14 protein-coding genes and 1 other annotated feature are annotated in these 17,667 nt (G+C 41.4%); of the genes, 6 read left to right on the forward strand and 8 right to left on the reverse strand.

What is annotated here, in order from left to right; genetic code table 11:
- The first annotated feature begins 18 nt into the window (after positions 1-18).
- A complete protein-coding gene (tyrA, locus tag FIV01_RS02725) occupies positions 19-1,146 on the forward strand; it encodes a bifunctional chorismate mutase/prephenate dehydrogenase (protein ID WP_152429619.1) in 1,128 nt (375 codons plus the stop codon).
- A gap of 105 nt (positions 1,147-1,251) precedes the next feature.
- Here the strand turns inward: tyrA and FIV01_RS02730 are convergent, their stop codons facing one another.
- Positions 1,252-1,623: a PilZ domain-containing protein gene (locus FIV01_RS02730; protein ID WP_152429620.1), complete on the reverse strand. Its 372-nt coding sequence runs from the start codon at positions 1,621-1,623 to the stop codon at positions 1,252-1,254.
- Positions 1,624-1,788: 165 nt separating this feature from the next.
- Positions 1,789-3,456 (reverse strand): energy-dependent translational throttle protein EttA, encoded by a 1,668-nt coding sequence (gene ettA / locus FIV01_RS02735; protein WP_152429621.1) that lies wholly within the window; start codon positions 3,454-3,456, stop codon positions 1,789-1,791.
- 449 nt (positions 3,457-3,905) lie between these two features.
- Between ettA and FIV01_RS02740 the strand changes: the two genes are divergently transcribed.
- A complete protein-coding gene (locus FIV01_RS02740; RefSeq protein WP_152429622.1) occupies positions 3,906-5,861 on the forward strand; it encodes a transglycosylase SLT domain-containing protein in 1,956 nt (651 codons plus the stop codon).
- 128 nt (positions 5,862-5,989) lie between these two features.
- On the forward strand, positions 5,990-6,286 hold the full coding sequence (gene trpR, locus FIV01_RS02745) for a trp operon repressor (protein WP_152429623.1): 297 nt from the start codon (positions 5,990-5,992) through the stop codon (positions 6,284-6,286).
- Positions 6,287-6,288: 2 nt separating this feature from the next.
- Here the strand turns inward: trpR and yjjX are convergent, their stop codons facing one another.
- The 6 genes from yjjX to FIV01_RS02775 form a co-directional block, all read right to left on the reverse strand.
- Positions 6,289-6,834: an inosine/xanthosine triphosphatase gene (gene yjjX / locus FIV01_RS02750; RefSeq protein ID WP_152429624.1), complete on the reverse strand. Its 546-nt coding sequence runs from the start codon at positions 6,832-6,834 to the stop codon at positions 6,289-6,291.
- Positions 6,800-9,145, reverse strand: a complete 2,346-nt coding sequence (locus FIV01_RS02755; RefSeq protein WP_152429625.1) for a putative bifunctional diguanylate cyclase/phosphodiesterase — start codon at positions 9,143-9,145, stop codon at positions 6,800-6,802. Before FIV01_RS02755 ends, yjjX begins: the two co-directional genes overlap by 35 nt.
- A complete protein-coding gene (locus FIV01_RS02760) occupies positions 9,129-10,175 on the reverse strand; it encodes a polyamine ABC transporter substrate-binding protein (protein ID WP_152429626.1) in 1,047 nt (348 codons plus the stop codon). The genes FIV01_RS02755 and FIV01_RS02760 overlap by 17 nt, the downstream gene beginning before the upstream one ends.
- A gap of 158 nt (positions 10,176-10,333) precedes the next feature.
- Positions 10,334-11,512 (reverse strand): prephenate dehydratase, encoded by a 1,179-nt coding sequence (pheA, locus tag FIV01_RS02765; RefSeq protein ID WP_152429627.1) that lies wholly within the window; start codon positions 11,510-11,512, stop codon positions 10,334-10,336.
- Positions 11,513-11,524: 12 nt separating this feature from the next.
- Positions 11,525-11,646 (reverse strand) — a sequence feature (Phe leader region).
- A 125-nt stretch (positions 11,647-11,771) separates the two neighbouring features.
- A complete protein-coding gene (gene hpf / locus FIV01_RS02770; protein WP_152429628.1) occupies positions 11,772-12,101 on the reverse strand; it encodes a ribosome hibernation-promoting factor, HPF/YfiA family in 330 nt (109 codons plus the stop codon).
- Positions 12,102-12,424: 323 nt separating this feature from the next.
- Positions 12,425-13,150 carry an outer membrane protein assembly factor BamD gene (locus FIV01_RS02775; protein ID WP_152429629.1) on the reverse strand — a complete coding sequence of 242 codons (726 nt, stop codon included), beginning with the start codon at positions 13,148-13,150 and terminating at the stop codon, positions 12,425-12,427.
- A gap of 129 nt (positions 13,151-13,279) precedes the next feature.
- On the opposite strand from FIV01_RS02775, the gene rluD reads away from it, so the two are divergent.
- The 3 genes from rluD (at position 13,280) to clpB (ending at position 17,657) form a co-directional block, all read left to right on the forward strand.
- The gene (gene rluD, locus FIV01_RS02780) at positions 13,280-14,257 is read left to right on the forward strand and encodes a 23S rRNA pseudouridine(1911/1915/1917) synthase RluD (RefSeq protein WP_152429630.1); all 978 of its coding nucleotides are present in this window, start codon (positions 13,280-13,282) and stop codon (positions 14,255-14,257) included.
- 1 nt (position 14,258) lies between these two features.
- Positions 14,259-14,987: a peptidoglycan editing factor PgeF gene (gene pgeF / locus FIV01_RS02785; RefSeq protein WP_152429631.1), complete on the forward strand. Its 729-nt coding sequence runs from the start codon at positions 14,259-14,261 to the stop codon at positions 14,985-14,987.
- Between the two features lie 96 nt (positions 14,988-15,083).
- A complete protein-coding gene (gene clpB / locus FIV01_RS02790) occupies positions 15,084-17,657 on the forward strand; it encodes an ATP-dependent chaperone ClpB (protein ID WP_152429632.1) in 2,574 nt (857 codons plus the stop codon).
- Positions 17,658-17,667: the final 10 nt, after the last annotated feature.

Raw genomic sequence — 17,667 nt, forward strand, 5'->3', positions numbered from 1 at the left:
ACTAAAAAAGGAATACGCATGGCTGTTGAACTGAACGCATTGCGCGATCAAATAGATGCTGTCGATAAGAAAATTCTTGATTTATTGGCACAACGTTTATCCTTGGTGGAGCAGGTTGGTGAAGTGAAAAGCACTCATGGTTTACCCATTTACGCTCCCGATCGTGAAGCGGCCATGTTAACGTCACGCCGTGAAGAAGCTGAAAAGATAGGTGTACCTCCTCAGCTGATTGAAGATATTTTACGCCGTACCATGCGAGAATCTTATGCAAGTGAGAAAGACGCTGGCTTTAAGTGTTTGAAGCCTGAGTTGGGTACTGTGGTAATAGTTGGTGGTCAAGGTAAGCTAGGACGGCTGTTTGGTAAAATGTTTACCTTATCGGGCTATCAAGTTGAAGTCATTGGTAGTGATGACTGGGAGCAAGCCGATGATATACTGGCTAACGCTGGTCTGGTGGTTGTTACTGTACCAATAGATCTCACACTAGAGGTGATCAGTAAACTGGGTAATTTACCTAAAAACTGTATTCTTTGTGATTTGACATCGATTAAGGCTACGCCGTTGCAGGCCATGCTAGATATTCACCATGGACCTGTAGTAGGGCTTCACCCTATGTTCGGACCTGATGTGCCGAGTTTAGCCAAGCAAGTCATTGTTTGTTGTAATGGTCGAGGTGAAGAGCAATATCAATGGCTATTGAAACAGTTTTCTATCTGGGGCGTAAGTTTGTGTGACATGGAAGCTTATGAACATGATCATGGTATGACATTTATTCAAGCGTTACGTCACTTCACTTCATTTGCTTACGGTTTACATTTGAGCCGAGAGAACCCAAGCATTGATAAGCTTCTTAAACTTAGCTCACCTATTTATCGGCTTGAATTGGCAATGGTAGGACGTTTATTCGGACAAGATCCTAACCTATATGCTGACATTATTCTTTCATCGGATGAGAATATCCAGATGATTAAGCGCTTTCATCAATGTTTTGGCGAAGCGATTAAGATACTTGATGACCGAGATAAGAAAGCTTTTGTTGCTAGCTTTGATAAAGTTAGTGAGTGGTTTGGTGAGTACTCCCTGCATTTTCTGTATGAGAGCCAAAATTTGTTGAAACAAGCGAACGATGCCATCCACAGAGAGTAATGTATCCGGTATTAGTTGGTGCCCCGAGGTGCAATTCAGGTATCTGGTATTGGGTCAGAATTATATGCTGGCCTATGAGTTGTTACCTGTTTTGTATGCTTACAGCTAGTGATATTCTCCCAAATCGGTTAAGTGTTCTATATCTCTGTGGAGAAGTTCATCATCTCCCACATTCAATTCGATCAACCTTTTTAGGTGCCCAATACTTTCGATGTCTATGTGGTCGATACTCAGGCGTATTACATTGCTGTTGAGGCCAACAACTTGTCCGACAAGTTCAATCACAATATCAGTGTCTTGAAGCGAAAATTCTACATCTACCATGGTATTCAGGCTTAACTCGTCTGCGTTATCAGACGTGAGTAGCAGTCCGTGTAGAGATAAATCGCAAATAAAGCATTCTACTACCTTATTATTTTGAGATAACACTGCGGGCGTCTGGTAAATAATACGCGAAAATTGTCTGCGTTCTATCATGACTGTCTCTCTCTGTGGTACTTAATATTCAATGATTATCAATCAGGAATAACTACCATTTAGCCTTTAATATCAACAAGGTGAGATTATGGCTTTGTTTGCTGTGGCGTTGAAACAAGTAAGGCCGCTAAGTTAAGCGGCCTTACTACGAATGATAAGCGAAATTTATTTGGCAATACGCTTATACTTGATTCGATGAGGTTCCGCCGCATCTGGCCCTAACGTTTTCTTCAGCCATTCCATGTATTCAGTATAGTTACCTTCATAGAAGTTGACCTGACCTTCATCACGATAGTCAATAATGTGGGTTGCAATTCGGTCTAAGAACCAACGGTCGTGAGAGATAACCATGGCACAGCCCGGAAATTCCAATAGTGCTTCTTCTAAAGCTCTGAGAGTCTCTACGTCTAGGTCGTTGGTAGGTTCATCAAGTAGTAATACATTGCCGCCAGCTTTTAATAGCTTGGCTAAGTGTACTCTGTTACGTTCGCCCCCTGATAACTCTCCAATAATTTTCTGTTGGTCGCTGCCTTTGAAGTTGAAGCGAGAGCAGTATGCTCGTGCTGGGATCTCAAAGTTGTTGATTTTGATAATATCAGCACCTTCAGAAATTTCCTGAAAGACGGATTTTTTATCATCCATGCTATCGCGGAACTGATCTACAGAAGCAAGTTTGACGGTATCACCCATTTCAATACTTCCCGAATCAGGTTTCTCCACGCCACTTAGCATCTTAAATAGTGTTGACTTACCAGCACCGTTAGCACCTATGATTCCTACGATCGCACCTTTGGGAATGCTGAAGGACAAATCATCAATTAATACACGTCCATCAAATGACTTGGAGATGTTCTTTGCATCGATAACCTTGTCACCTAAGCGCTCACCTGGCGGAATGAACAGCTCGTTAGTTTCATTACGCTTTTGGTGATCGTTACTTTGAAGCTCTTCGAATCGAGCCATACGAGCTTTTGATTTAGCTTGGCGTCCTTTAGGGTTTTGACGTACCCATTCTAGCTCTTTTTCTATGGTTTTTTGTCTTGCTTTTTCTTGAGACGCTTCTTGTTGTAAACGTGCGTCTTTCTGCTCTAGCCAAGACGTGTAGTTACCTTGCCAAGGAATGCCTTCACCTCTATCTAACTCTAGAATCCAGCCCGCTGCATTGTCGAGGAAGTAACGGTCGTGGGTAATTGCGACTACCGTCCCCGTGTAGTCAACTAAGAAGCGCTCAAGCCAGGCTACAGATTCTGCATCTAGGTGGTTAGTTGGTTCATCAAGCAGTAACATATCAGGCTTTTCAAGTAACAGTCGGCAAATGGCGACTCGGCGTCTTTCACCACCAGATAAGTGTTTAATCTGTGCATCCCATTCAGGTAAACGCAATGCATCTGCCGCTCGTTCAAGAGCATTTTCCAAGTTATGTCCATCTTTAGCTTGTATTAAAGCTTCAAGCTCTCCTTGCTCTTTTGCCAGCGCGTCAAAGTCGGCATCAGGCTCTGCGTAGGCAGCGTAAACTTCATCCAGTCGTTTCATTGCTCCAGCAACGTCAGATACCGCTTGTTCGACAATTTCTCGTACTGTTTTTGACTCATCAAGAACCGGCTCTTGAGGTAAGTAACCGACATTCAAGCCAGGCTGAGGGCGTGCTTCGCCATCTATATCAGTATCAATACCGGCCATGATACGCAGTAAAGTGGATTTACCCGCACCGTTTAGACCTAGAACGCCGATTTTTGCTCCGGGAAAAAAGCTAAGAGAGATATCTTTGAGAATTTGACGTTTCGGAGGCACAACTTTGCTCACCCGAGACATGGTATATACGTATTCAGACATTGCCGATTGTCCCTAGACTGTGAATTGAAATAAAAGGCTATTTTATACTAAGACGAGACGCTTTGTTACCGTCCAAGCAAGGGATAATTATTCTGACTTTTTTGTTTTTAATTAGATTGCTTTTATCGACTAGCTTCACATTGATATGATTTTATTAGTATTTATATCTAGTAAGCGGACTGTTCTGTTTAGAATGGGGATACGTTGGGAGTGATTTCTAAACACACTGTTTTTTCTAATTTGAGAAAAAGCCTATTGGTTTTTTTTGTGATGCATAGCTTGTTTTTATGGCTATCCTTTAAACAGAGTTTTAAGAAATAGAATGATAACAGCCTAGTTCGGCTGAGCTGAAAGTAGACCAACACGCTCTCTTCTAGCGTGTATCAGATTGTTGTAGTAATCGTAATAACCGCGAACTAAACCTTAATTTCTCTATGGGATGAGAACTTATGACACTAATGTTTCCTAAGTCGCTGCATCGCATTCATTCACTGTCTCTTGCGTTAGGGGCAATGGTTTGCAGCTCAATAATTGTCTTACCTGTCTTAGCTGGCGATCTTCAACAGCAACGCAGCATTTATGATAAAGCTCAGCGCTTATTGGATGCAGGGAAGGTATCTCAGTATTTTAGTATTCGTGAACAAATAGACGGCTATCCGCTCACTCCCTATACAGATTACCGAGCCTTTTTGATTAACATTGGCGATAGAACGCCACAAGAAGTTGATACCTTTATTGAAAATTACAAAACAGTGCCTTTTTCTGGCCGAATACGAGCCCCTTATATCGATAGCCTTGTGCATAAAAAACAGTGGAAAAAGCTAATTGAATTCCAAAGGGTTGAACCTAGAGGAGAAAGCTATCAATGTCATTATTATTACGCTTTATACAAATCGGGACACAAAGACAAAGCCTTTATCGGAGCCAGTAAGCTATGGCTATCAGGAGAGAGTGTTTCTGACGCTTGTGATGGCCTTTTTAGTGCTTGGGATCAATCAGGAGTGAGAACAGATCAAGATATTCTAGATCGAATGCAACTTGTATTCGAAACAAGTAATGGCTCTTTGATGAATTTTTTGAGAAAGCAGCTCAGAACGAAAAAAGCCCAGCAGCAAGCGAAGGAAATGAAAGTTTTATTCAATCACCCTGAACAGGTACTCGATTTTGCGTTTGAGAAGCCAGATAATGATTGGTATCGAACCTTGACAGCAATGGCTTTAAGAAAACTTGCTCGCAAAAATAGTAAAAAAGCTTTTAGTGTTTTTGAGCAAGTGGTTTCAGCCAAGAAAATGTCGAAGAAACAAGTTCAGGATTTAGCGGATTACCTAGCATTTCGATTAATCAATACAGATTCGCTGCTGCAGCAACACTGGCGTGACAAAAAAATAGCCACCTCATCCAACTACAAGCTGATAGAAAGACGTATACGACTTGCAATACAGGATGCCGACTGGCAGGGAGTCATTAATTGGATTGATTTACTTCCAGAAAGTAAGCAAGCAAGTTTACGCTGGCAATATTGGTTGGGGCGAAGTGAATTAGCCAAGGGGAAAGTTAAGCAGGGGAGTCAACGTTTAGAGAAAATTGTTGGTCAGAGAAACTTTTACAGTGTTGCTGCAGCGAAAGAGATTAAGCGCTCAATTAACTATCCTGTCTCTACTATTTCTTTTCAGCAAGAGGCAGTACAACCGTTTCGAACTACTTTAATTAGAATTGAAGAGTTGATCGAACGTGATAAAATTGCAGTCGCAAAAAATGAATGGCAATGGTTACTTGACCGAGCTAATGACGAACAAAAAGAAATGTTAGCCGCTTATGCTGCCAATAAGCAATGGTCCCATTTGTCTGTCAAAGCCAGTATTCAGGCTAAAATGTGGGACAATATCGAGCTGCGTTTTCCCGTGGCTCATCAGTGGTGGTTCGACTTTTATGGCGAAAAGCATAGTATTGATCCTATTACGCTGATGTCTTTGGCTCGGCAGGAGAGTGCACTTGATGCTCTAGCAAGATCTCCTGTTGGTGCAAGAGGCATTATGCAAGTCATGCCGTCTACGGCTAAATATACGGCACGTAAATATCAATTAATGTATCGCAGCAGTAATGATTTGTATGAAGTCGGAAAAAATATTGAAATTGGCAGTCACTATTTGAAAGGTTTGCTAGAAAGGTACGATAATAATCGAGTTTTTGCTCTTGCGGCGTATAATGCGGGCCCGCATAGAGTTAAGACTTGGCGAAAACGTACTCAAGGCCGGCTCGATGCCTATGCTTTTATAGAAGCTATCCCATTTAAAGAGACACGTGGCTATGTCCAAAATATCTTGATGTTCGAGACATATTACCGTGACTTGTTAGGAGTAGATGGTGCGTTTTTAAACCAGCATGAGATTGAAACTAGGTATTAGTGTTTAAACATTAAAAGATCATATTTGAATATCTTACTTGATTAAAGTGCCTTTACCTTGGCTACTATTCAACCCCAAAGGGCCAGCAAGCCCTATCTGTCTTAAGAATTCTTGGAACTGTACAATAAATGGCAACACAAACCGAATATCATGAGTGGCAACAAATCTTAGATCTAATAAAAAGTAGCACTAAAGCTAATCAACACGAAATGCTGCTTACTATGTTACTGACTGCGGATGAGAGAGAGGCTTTGATTGCGCGAGTAAACATTTGTTGTGAATTACTTAAAGGTGAGCTTTCTCAAAGGCAGATAAGCAATAAATTGGGTGTGGGGGTCGCGACAATCACTCGGGGCTCTAATGAGTTAAAATCAAAATCAGCAACAGAAAGAGCTCAGATACTCTCACTCCTAAATATCAAATAAGGTTAATCGATATTTAGGAGGTTGTTGGGGAAGTGTTCAGGATTAGTAAATGGAACCAGTGCTAATATCAAGGCTTGATGATAGACACTGCTGCGTGTAAGGCGGTCATGGGTTAATAAGCTAATTGCCCCACCTTTTCGTTTAATATTTTCGGTGCCAAACACATCGTCCATCACATCACCAAGCTCGTTTGCATCGAGCAGTTTTTCTAATACCAGAGGGGGAAGTATTAAACTGGCCGAGCGGGACTCCCCTCTCTGTGTCGCTGACTCTATTATCATCCATGCAAAAGTAGAATTACCCTCTATTCCTGCTTCTAGGCCCACGTAATAGTCTGCATTGGGCTGGTTTTTTTTTGCATTTTTTACTCGGTTAATAGCACCTCTACGAGTTTCTTTATCGCACATAGGTTGATCTGCAACATCGCTTGGTACTTTTATCGTCATAAAATCAAAACGTTGAGAGCCAAATACAGCCTCAAAAGCACTCTCTACAGCCTTCTTCTTCGCAGGGTTAAGAGAAGTGATAACAACTTTCTGTATTGACATCTTTACACCTATGTTCTGGTTGATTAAGAATTTTTAATTCTGATAGTGATAGAGGAGGAGATAGGAAATAACCCTGCATATAGTCACAATGGTTGTCGGTGAGCCAGTTTAACATAGATACAGACTCTATTCCTTCAGCGATTACTATCATTGATTGGGAGTGGCATAGTTCTACCAATGGCTTGATGACTTTTTGATTTTGGGTTTTTATCAATGTGGTCAGAAATTCTCTGTCGAGTTTGATCTTCTGTACGGGGTACTCCACTAATTGAGTGATAGAGGTGTAACCTGAACCAAAATCATCAATAGCTAGCTTGAAGCCCATTAAAGAAAGTTCATGCAGCAGAGGATAGCTTTGTGAGTCAGTCGCAAAAGTTTCAGTAATTTCGAAGTCAACTAAACTGGGCTTTACATGATACTTTTGAGCTGCCGTTTGTATGTCTCTTGCTAACTGTTGAGAGTCCAATTCAGCAGAGGATAAATTAATAGACAATTGAAGAGGGTATTCGAAGCACTCTTGCAATGCTTGGAAGTCTTTGAATGCCTGATGAATAACCCAACGATCAATTTTACCAAATAGGCCAGTTTTTTCCGAAATGGGGATAAATTCTGCAGGATTGACTTTGCCCATGTTTGGGGAAAACCAACGCAGTAATGCTTCAACACCCACAATTTTTCCACCTGAACGGTCAAAGTAGGGTTGGTACATCAATGAAAATTCATCATCGAACTCCCCATTTCTCAGTGCTTGTTCTATTTGATTTCTACGTCGTACAACTTCATCTAGCTCTTGTGAGTATCGCGCAATTTGATTCTTTCCTGCTCGTTTGGCTTGATACATAGCTGTATCTGCATTGGAAAGCAGTTTTTCCAGATCTTGGCCATCATCAGGGTAGGTTGCGATACCTATACTGGCAGTGATTGGAAAATTGCCTAAGGGAGATCCTTGAGAGTTTTGTATTGGCTCTAGGATATCTTCGGCGAGTTGATAAGAATAATCACTGCTTGTTGAAGAGGAGATAAAAATAGCAAACTCATCGCCAGATAATCTTGATGCGAGGCATTTTGTGCCTTGTTTCTGTTCATATGTATGGCTGACTGTACGAATATGCTCCGCGAAATCGATTAGGAGAGAGTCACCTACATGATGACCATATTTGTCATTAACGTATTTAAAATTGTCTAAATCAATATACAAAATCCAAGCCTGAGTACATAGAATATTATCTCTTATTGCTTGGTTTACACATATTTGAAATTGGTATCTATTCGCGAGTTGGGTTAAATGGTCATTTTCAGCCATCGCCTTGGTTTTTTGATAGATCGAACTGAGCTCCTTATACATGTCGTAGAATCTAGTTGATAGTCGTCCAATCTCATCGCTAGTGTTAAGGCGCTGAATATTAAAGCTTTGGCGCTGCTCTACTTGCTGTAGCTGTTTATCAAGAAAAGTAATCGGGCTGATAACTCGGTTATGTAGTAGAAAGAGTAGAATAAAAATAGTGACCACGGTGGAAGCGCCAAAAAAAAGGAGCAGCCTCTGTTTTATCGTATAAAGTTGCTCTGTAAGCAAATATTGAGCAGGATCCAAAACAGCATAAATATCTGATAACAGCTCAACCGATTGAGTTAAACCTGGTTTTACAATAGGGTAATCACTGAAATAGATACTGGTGTCATTGTCAAACTCAATAATATGTTTGAGCTGATCAAACTTGTCTAAGGATAAATAGACAACAACAAAGAAGAAATGATCTCTATTATAACTAAGTGGTGACATTAAAGTGTCAATATCGAGGACATCGTAACGGACTAGGACACTTTGACCCTGATGGTTTTGGGTAAACCCGATAAAAGAATTACTTCCAGTCAACCGATAATTAGCTTCGACGAAATTATGCACCTTTTTATCGAGTGTTGAAAACGGGTCAAGTTGATTATCGGCATAAAACAAGGGAGTACGAGAGTGATCAAGGATCGCTATTGCCACATCGCTATTTTTATCTACTTGAAGGCTAGAGAGCGTAGTGTGCAGTGTATCTATGAGTTCCATCTCGCGATATGGGTTATCTTCCTTGATGAAATAATGGCGTATGATATCGCTTTTCGTTAGAGTCAAAGAGTAACTATTTAACATAGCTACAGACTGACGAAAATGCCCTGCCAGCTTTTCCATTGTTAATTGAAGGTAACTATTTTCGCGTTTTACTAACGCATCTTTTTGATTGTTATATATACCGTAGCTAGAAAATGCAGCACTAATTAGAATGACTGGCGATACTAGCAACAGTACTCTAGTACTGAGTTTCATGACGTTTTAGAATGCGGTTGAGTATTTTAGTTCGTAAACTTATGTTTTCAGGGGATAGCTCTACATCAACGCGACCCTGATCTATTCTTTTCTGTGATGGAAACAATGATGCATCATTTTTATACCAATCAGGTGTTTGTTTTAATGCCGTAAGATTGGGAGTTGAAGCCTTGATAAATATTGCATTTTTTGCAGCCACATCTGGGTCCATCAAATATTCCAGAAAAGCTTTTGCTCCATCAGGGTTAGTTGAGCGGTTATTGATAGCAAGGCAATCAAGCCAGATGAATATTTCACCATCAGGAATAGTAAACGCCCATTTATTCCCAACGAAATATCGGTTGAGAGAATATTGGTCTCCGCTGTAGGCTAGAGCCATGGCAAGCTTATCGTTATGATTTTCTGTTCCCCTTACGTAACTCAATATATATTCGTATGTTAATACTTTTTCATTGAAACTTTGTAGTTGAGGATAAGCAGCTTTGATGGCAGAGGGGGTACCTTCATCAGGAGCCAAACCTAAGCTATAAAATGTAGGAAGAAAGCTTTCAATAGTATCATTGATCATTCCAATACGCCCTTCTAGTTCCTTCGGAGGGGAAGTAAACTCGCTCCATGTTGAAGGTGGGGTTGGGACTAGATCTTTTCTATATGCTATTCCGACTGTACCCCAGAAATAGGGGACAGCGTAATCACCACAAGCTTGCAACCATTTGCTTCCATTATGGTGCCGATTTTTGAGAGTACTGAGATCTTTAAAAGCCCCAAAACGGCCATAAATTTGGGCTGAGACATTGTCTAAAATCACTATATCAAAAGGTAATTGAAGACTTTTCATCATCAACAGGTTGCGTTCATCATCATTATCAAAATGGGTTGCTTTGAGAGGCATGCCCGTTGATGATTCCCAATCTTCAACGACGTAAGGTGAGATAGTATCTTCCCACATGTAGATGTTTATAGGTGCTTTGGTTTGTGCTGAAAAGCTTTGCGTGGTGAACGCGAGTAAAAGGAGAAATAGCGATTTCATGTCAAACGGGAAGCTCCATATGCTCCGATAAATTCGCTCAAAATGACATGTCTGAAATGACTGACACTACATTCATATGCAACTGGTGTTGGCATGTTAAATATTTTTCTTATTAGTGTCAGTCATATGAGATTATTTATTTGATCTATATTCCTTTTTTATTCACTTTTTATTTTTGTGGGTGACACATTTTCACTGGGATAACATCCTAAGACCTTGAGATGTTTGGTTAGCTTTGTAAGTTCTTGCAGTGCTTTTTGCATTTGCTCAGATTCGAGATGAGACTCCAAGTCTACATAGAACATCTCTTCCCATGGATTTCCCATGATAGGTCTAGACTCTAGTTTACTCATATTAATTGAATATTTTTGCAATACGAGTAAGGTTGCAACTAATGATCCTGCTTCCTGAGAAGTTGACATGATTAATGTTGTTTTCGCTGGAATTTGACTCGAGACTTCCACTGGCTTTCTTGCAACAATGATAAAGCGAGTATGGTTTTCTGTTTGGTTCGCAATATTTGTCTGTATAGATTGTAAACCATACAGCTTTCCACTTGCAGCATGGCCAATGGCAGCGACATCGCTTTGGTTTATTTCTTTTACTTTTTTCATTGCATCTGCAGTACTTGTACACGACTCGAGTGTAATATTTTTAAATCGACTCAGAAATTCACTGCATTGCTGATGGGGCTGAGGATGTGAGTAAAGCGTTTTGATGTCTTCTATTCGAACGTCCGACGTAGCAACTAGGCAGTGCTCTATTGGCAGAACAATTTCTCCAACAATGTGCAAAGTCGTATGTTGAAGTAGGTCGTACACCTCATTAATTGAGCCTGAGCTTGTATTTTCAATTGGTAGAACGCCAAAGTCAGCATGGCCAGATTCAACCGTTTGAGCGACCTCTTTAAAATGCTGACAATTAAGCTCGATTAACTCGGTATTTTTTCGGCTGAAGTATTCAAGGCTAGCAAGGTGAGAGTATGACCCTTTTGCCCCTAAAAATGCGACCCTAGCTAATGGCTTACGACTGAGGTCAGGGTTAGCGAGGTTCTGTAGATAAGACTGTTGAAGTAAGACCGAATCTTCAATGATAGTATGAAATAGCTTTGTGATATATTGGGCATCCAGCTCATATTTATCACGTCCTGCGTTAATTAGTTTTACCAAAAGTTGCTGTTCACGAGCTGCGTCGCGTACAGGTTTAGATGTCTGAACCTTACTTTTGGCTACCTCAATACTCATTTGTCTTCTCTCAGATAAGAGCTTTAACAGTTCGTCGTCTAACTCATTCAAACGTGAGCGAATATCATCGAGTGAGTATTTTTGTTCAGTCATCTTGTTGTCCTCATTAAAAAAGCCTCCCAAATGGGAGGCTTCCTGTTCGTTTCTGACTTATCTTTCGAAAACGAGAGTGCCTCCAGGTTTATCGGAGAAAAAAGAAGTCAAAAAAGAACAGGTAGTTTAGAATCATATCTATCAATATAGTTGTGATGGCGCTAACACAATAAGCAAGCGGTTAATCAGCGTCAAGCAAAAAAATAGCGCACAAGGCGCTATTTTCTAACTAGTCATTCCAAACTGATTCAGATAGAGCTTATTCAGCTTCGATTTCTTCGGGCTCTAGTTTCTCAGCACGCCGAGCTTCGGGCTTATGGCGTAGTTTGTTGAGTTGTCGCTCAAGCTTCTGTTCCACCTCATTAACAGCGGCGTAAAGATCTTCGTGTACAGCAGAAGCAACCAATTTACCTTTAGGTACGGTAATTACTGCCTCAAATTTCATTTGTTTATTTGGTTCTTCACTAAAGCAGGCTTGACAGCTGATAATATCGACTTGCCACTTTTCTAACTTCTTAAATTTACTCTCTATATGAGTTCGGATAGCAGAGGTGATGTTAATGTTTTTACCAGTGATGTTTACTTTCATAGATGTTCTTCCTCTGTAGCACCCTTAGTGGATTAACTTCAGATTACCTATCTAGTACCAAAATAATGTGATCTGGATCAATATTCGATTTATGTTTCGAGATAGGCAATTTAAACGTGATCGATATCTAGAATTGAACTTTTGGATGAAAGAAAAGACTTGTGAAGAAATGAGGAGTTGCTAGTTTGTTGGTGTAACAAACTAAAAAGTCTATACTTTTTAGTGCATCCCCTCGACTTAAAAAAACATACCCCAATGTTATCTGAGCACTTGTGGGATACGTTTAGTGTCTTGTTGTTAACACGATATCCCAAAAGCACAATCTACATATCGTTCAAATCAATTAATTGTTGAGTGTGCTTTACAGCATCTTTTAGGCCTAACTCTTGATATGCTTCCAGCTGAATTTTAAGCGATCTTAATGCGGCTTCAGTGTCAGGGTAAGTTTTTTGTAACTCTTGTGCGCGGTTGATTGCGGCTATCCAAGCTTCGCGGCGAAGATAAAAATCTGCAGTTGCCAGGTCGTAATCAGCAAGGCGATTTTTTAGTGAAATCATGCGCTTGTGAGCGTCCTCTGCATATGGGCTATTTGGGTAACGCTCGAGTAATTTTTTAAAGTCAGCAAAAGCCTTTTTCACAGGTTCTGGATCTCGGTCACTACGATCTACGTTAAATAAGTCATGCATAAAATTACGATCTTGTGCCATGTGAGTAAGGCCACGCATATACAATACCCAATCAAGCTTTTCATGCGTTGGATTTAAGCGGGAAAAGCGCTCTATGGTTGCTAATCCTAGAGCTAAGTCATCATTTTTATAATAAGCATAGATAAGGTCTAATTGGACCTGCTCTGAATAAGCACCAAATGGATATCGAGAATCCAAAGCTTCCAACTTATCAATTGCCGATAACCAGTTTCCACTTTGCAAAGATACTTGAGCTTCAGAATATAATTCGGAAGGTGGGATATCCGGAACAATCTCATCGCTGCTAGAGCAGCCGACTAATACAGATAATGCTAATAAGCCAGATAAAGTATGCTTTTTCATGTCAGGATTCGATTCCTCGAGATAAATATTTTGTTGCTTCCGTTACTTTCTGGTCGGGAGCAGATACAATGGAGCAATATTCTTCCACACTAGTGGCAATTAGTCCCACAGTTTTTGAAAAAGTTCGATATGGCTCAGCAGATTGAATTAAGTAATACAGTAAAAGATAGTCAATTGGGTCAGCGTCTTGACCAGGCAATCGCAGAATTATTCGCCGATTTTTCTCGTTCTCGTTTTAAGGAATGGTTATTGGATGGCAAAGTTCAGGTAAATGGAGAAGTTGTCATTAAGCCTCGAACCAAAGTTATGGGTGGTGAAATTATAATCGTTCAAGCCGAGTTAGAGGATGAAGAGCGTTGGGAAGCTCAAGATATTGCGTTGGACATCGTTTACGAAGATGACGACATTATCGTTATTAATAAACCGAGGGATTTTGTCGTTCATCCGGGAGCGGGTACGCCAGATGGAACAGTATTGAATGCTTTGCTGCATCATTACCCAGATATTGCCGAAGTTCCCCGTGCTGGAATTGTCCATCGTCTCGACAAAGATACAACGGGTTTAATGGTTGTTGCCAAAACAGTGCCAGCGCAAACGCGTTTAGTTCGAGCGCTACAAAAACGCAATATTACTCGGGAATATGAAGCTATTGCGATTGGTCGTATGACAGCTGGTGGACGAGTTGAACAGCCTATCGGTCGTCATTCTACAAAACGCACATTGATGTCGGTTAGTCCTATGGGTAAGCCAGCAGTGACGCATTATCGCGTTGCTGAACATTTTCGAGAGCATACGCGTATTCGGTTAAGGTTAGAAACTGGCCGAACTCACCAGATTCGTGTTCATATGGCTTATCTTCAGCATCCATTGCTTGGTGATTCTGCCTATGGCGGACGGGCAAGAATTCCTGCTGGAGCTTCTGAACAATTGGCGAACATGATACGCCAATTTGATCGTCAGGCCCTACATGCCGTGATGCTTAAGTTTGAACACCCTATCTCTGGAGAGGAGTTAGAGTTTCATGCACCTGTACCCGAAGATATGGTATCGATGACAGAAGCTTTGCGCCAAGACGTTCATGAACATGGCATTGAGGAAGACATATAAGGTGGAGATGATTATTCCCAACTGGCCTGTGCCTGCAAATGTTAAAGCTTTTTCTTCGACTCGTAAGCAGGGTTTTTCGAATGGCAAATACCAAGGGTTAAACCTTGGTAGTCATGTTGGGGATGATATCACTCACGTTGAAAGCAATCGCTCTTGGTTAGCTCAACAATCGTCGATGCCTAGTGCGCCGATTTGGTTAAATCAGACACACTCAACCACAGTGTTGGAAGTCTCCACGCCAACTCAGGAAGTACTCAATGCAGATGGTCTATATACCAAGCATGTGGGTGTGGTTTGCTCTGCCATGACAGCTGATTGCCTTCCTGTGTTGCTATCAAACAGCTCTGGTACCGAAGTGGCAGCTGTGCATGCGGGATGGCGAGGTTTAGCCAATGGGATCGTTGAAAACGCGGTTGCACAATTTGACAACCAAGTAATGGCTTGGATAGGCCCTGCGATTGGCGTATCAGCATTTGAAGTAGGAAAGGACGTAGTAGAAGCTTTTGTCGCAAAAAATCCCTCAGCTTGTGAGGCATTCTATCCGACGAACTCACCATTGAAATGGTTAGCTGATATGAACATACTCATCACTCAAAGATTGAACAGCATAGGCATTAGCGATGTGTATTACAGCGGCATGTGTACTTATTCTGATCCTGAGCGTTTTTTTTCCTATCGTCGAGATGGTATAACAGGTCGACAAGCTACTTTTATCTGGATCGATAAATAATACTTTTCAATACATTCCCCTTGAAAGTCGCTGCTTTCGCATCCATCTATCATACTGACTAAAAGAGTTTTCTTCGTTAAGGTTAGGAAGGTAGATATGCGTCTTGATAGGTTTACTAGCAAATTTCAAATCGCGATATCTGACGCACAATCACTGGCGTTAGGACGTGATCACCAATACATTGAGCCCGTTCATCTTATGGTTGCTTTAATGGACCAAAACGGTAGTCCTATTCGTCCGTTGCTTACCACGCTCGATGTCGATGTTACTCACCTGAGATCCAAATTAAGTGAAATCCTTGATCGTTTGCCCAAAGTGAGTGGGATTGGTGGCGATGTACAACTATCAAGTTCAATGGGAACCTTATTTAACCTTTGTGATAAGGTCGCACAAAAGCGCAAAGATGCTTATATTTCATCGGAAATCTTCCTCCTCGCAGCAATAGAAGACAGAGGGCCTTTAGGTGAGTTACTTAAAGAGTTGGGCCTTACTGAAGCGAAACTGAGCGCTGCAATTGATAAAATTCGAGGTGGTCAAACGGTTAATGACCCGAATGCAGAGGAACTTCGTCAAGCGCTAGAAAAATTCACTATTGATTTAACAGAGCGGGCTGAGCAAGGTAAATTGGATCCTGTTATCGGTCGTGATGATGAAATCCGTCGCACTATTCAGGTTTTGCAAAGACGTACCAAAAATAATCCCGTCATTATCGGTGAACCTGGAGTCGGTAAAACGGCTATTGTCGAGGGTTTGGCCCAGCGTATTATAAATAATGAAGTCCCAGAAGGACTGCGAAATAAACGAGTTCTCTCACTTGATATGGGAGCTCTGGTGGCGGGTGCAAAATATCGAGGAGAATTTGAAGAACGTCTCAAATCCGTACTTAGTGAGCTGTCTAAAGAAGAGGGCAGCGTCATTCTCTTCATAGATGAAATTCATACTATGGTCGGAGCTGGTAAAGGTGAGGGTTCAATGGATGCGGGCAATATGCTCAAACCGGCTTTAGCGAGAGGTGAACTTCATTGCGTTGGTGCGACAACACTAGACGAATATCGTCAATATATAGAAAAAGATCCAGCACTGGAGCGCCGTTTCCAAAAAGTATTGGTTGATGAGCCTTCAGTAGAGGATACAGTGGCAATACTACGCGGCCTTAAAGAGCGTTATGAACTTCATCATCATGTAGAGATAACGGATCCAGCGATTGTTGCCGCAGCGAGCTTGTCCCACAGGTATATTTCGGATCGTCAGTTACCAGATAAAGCAATAGACTTAATCGACGAAGCGGCATCCAGTATCAGAATGCAAATAGATTCTAAACCAGAATCATTGGATAAACTTGAACGAAAAATTGTTCAGCTTAAGATCGAGCAGCAAGCACTGACCAATGAACATGATGAAGCGAGTGAAAAGCGTCTTTTTAACCTCAATGAGGAGTTGCAAGATAAAGAGCGTGCTTTTGCTGAGCTTGAAGAGGTTTGGAATGCTGAGAAAGCAGCGCTATCGGGTACACAACACATAAAAGGTGAATTAGAACAAGCGCGATTGGATATGGACTTTGCTCGCCGAGCTGGTGACCTTAATCGAATGTCAGAACTCCAGTATGGGCGTATTCCTGAACTAGAAAAGCAGCTAGACCTTGCGACCCAAGCCGAGATGCAGGAAATGACTCTGCTTCGCAATAAGGTCACGGATAATGAAATAGCCGAAGTGCTATCTAAGCAGACAGGTATTCCTGTATCTAAGATGCTCGAGGCTGAAAAAGAAAAGCTGCTTAGGATGGAAAAAGTTCTCCACACTCGTGTTATTGGTCAAACTGAAGCGGTTGAAGTGGTATCCAACGCGATTCGTCGCAGCCGTGCGGGGCTATCTGACCCCAATAAACCCATTGGCTCATTTTTATTCCTCGGCCCAACAGGTGTAGGTAAAACAGAGCTTTGTAAGACTTTAGCTAACTTCTTATTTGATAGCGAAGACGCCATGGTTCGTATTGATATGTCAGAGTTTATGGAGAAACACTCCGTTGCCAGACTAGTAGGCGCTCCTCCAGGGTATGTTGGATACGAAGAGGGCGGCTATATCACTGAAGCAGTCAGAAGAAAGCCTTACTCAGTTATTTTGCTCGATGAAGTTGAGAAAGCTCATCCAGACGTGTTTAACATATTGCTCCAAGTTCTAGATGACGGAAGACTCACCGATGGCCAAGGTCGAACCGTCGATTTTCGCAACACTGTTGTTATTATGACTTCCAACCTTGGATCAACAAGAATCCAAGAAAACTTTGGTTCATTGGATTATCAGGGTATAAAGGAAGAAGTAATGGAAGTGGTTAACAAGCATTTTCGTCCTGAGTTTCTTAACCGAGTCGATGAGAGTGTGGTGTTTCATCCACTCGCACAAGAGCATATCAAATCTATTGCCTCTATTCAGTTGGATCGACTCTCCAAGCGAATGGAAGACGGTGGATATAAATTGCAAGTAACAGATAAAGCGCTAGATCTCATTGCTCAAGTTGGTTTTGACCCTGTATTTGGTGCTCGACCGTTAAAGAGAGCCATTCAACAAAGTGTCGAGAATCCGCTAGCTAAAGCAATCCTTGCTGGTAAGGTGATACCAGACAAGCCGATTAAACTATCAGTGAGTAAAGATCAGATAGTTGCTCAGCAATAGATTTATACCT

The organism is Vibrio aquimaris (genome assembly GCF_009363415.1).
Lineage (GTDB): Bacteria > Pseudomonadota > Gammaproteobacteria > Enterobacterales > Vibrionaceae > Vibrio > Vibrio aquimaris.

Bases quoted from the DNA above. Each gene is read 5' to 3' on its own strand.
- tyrA (WP_152429619.1), top strand. From the start codon at position 19: ATGGCTGTTGAACTGAACGCATTGCGCGATCAAATAGATGCTGTCGAT.
- FIV01_RS02730 (WP_152429620.1), bottom strand. From the start codon at position 1,623: ATGATAGAACGCAGACAATTTTCGCGTATTATTTACCAGACGCCCGCA.
- ettA (WP_152429621.1), bottom strand. From the start codon at position 3,456: ATGTCTGAATACGTATATACCATGTCTCGGGTGAGCAAAGTTGTGCCT.
- FIV01_RS02740 (WP_152429622.1), top strand. From the start codon at position 3,906: ATGACACTAATGTTTCCTAAGTCGCTGCATCGCATTCATTCACTGTCT.
- trpR (WP_152429623.1), top strand. From the start codon at position 5,990: ATGGCAACACAAACCGAATATCATGAGTGGCAACAAATCTTAGATCTA.
- yjjX (WP_152429624.1), bottom strand. From the start codon at position 6,834: ATGTCAATACAGAAAGTTGTTATCACTTCTCTTAACCCTGCGAAGAAG.
- FIV01_RS02755 (WP_152429625.1), bottom strand. From the start codon at position 9,145: ATGAAACTCAGTACTAGAGTACTGTTGCTAGTATCGCCAGTCATTCTA.
- FIV01_RS02760 (WP_152429626.1), bottom strand. From the start codon at position 10,175: ATGAAATCGCTATTTCTCCTTTTACTCGCGTTCACCACGCAAAGCTTT.
- pheA (WP_152429627.1), bottom strand. From the start codon at position 11,512: ATGACTGAACAAAAATACTCACTCGATGATATTCGCTCACGTTTGAAT.
- hpf (WP_152429628.1), bottom strand. From the start codon at position 12,101: ATGAAAGTAAACATCACTGGTAAAAACATTAACATCACCTCTGCTATC.
- FIV01_RS02775 (WP_152429629.1), bottom strand. From the start codon at position 13,150: ATGAAAAAGCATACTTTATCTGGCTTATTAGCATTATCTGTATTAGTC.
- rluD (WP_152429630.1), top strand. From the start codon at position 13,280: ATGGCTCAGCAGATTGAATTAAGTAATACAGTAAAAGATAGTCAATTG.
- clpB (WP_152429632.1), top strand. From the start codon at position 15,084: ATGCGTCTTGATAGGTTTACTAGCAAATTTCAAATCGCGATATCTGAC.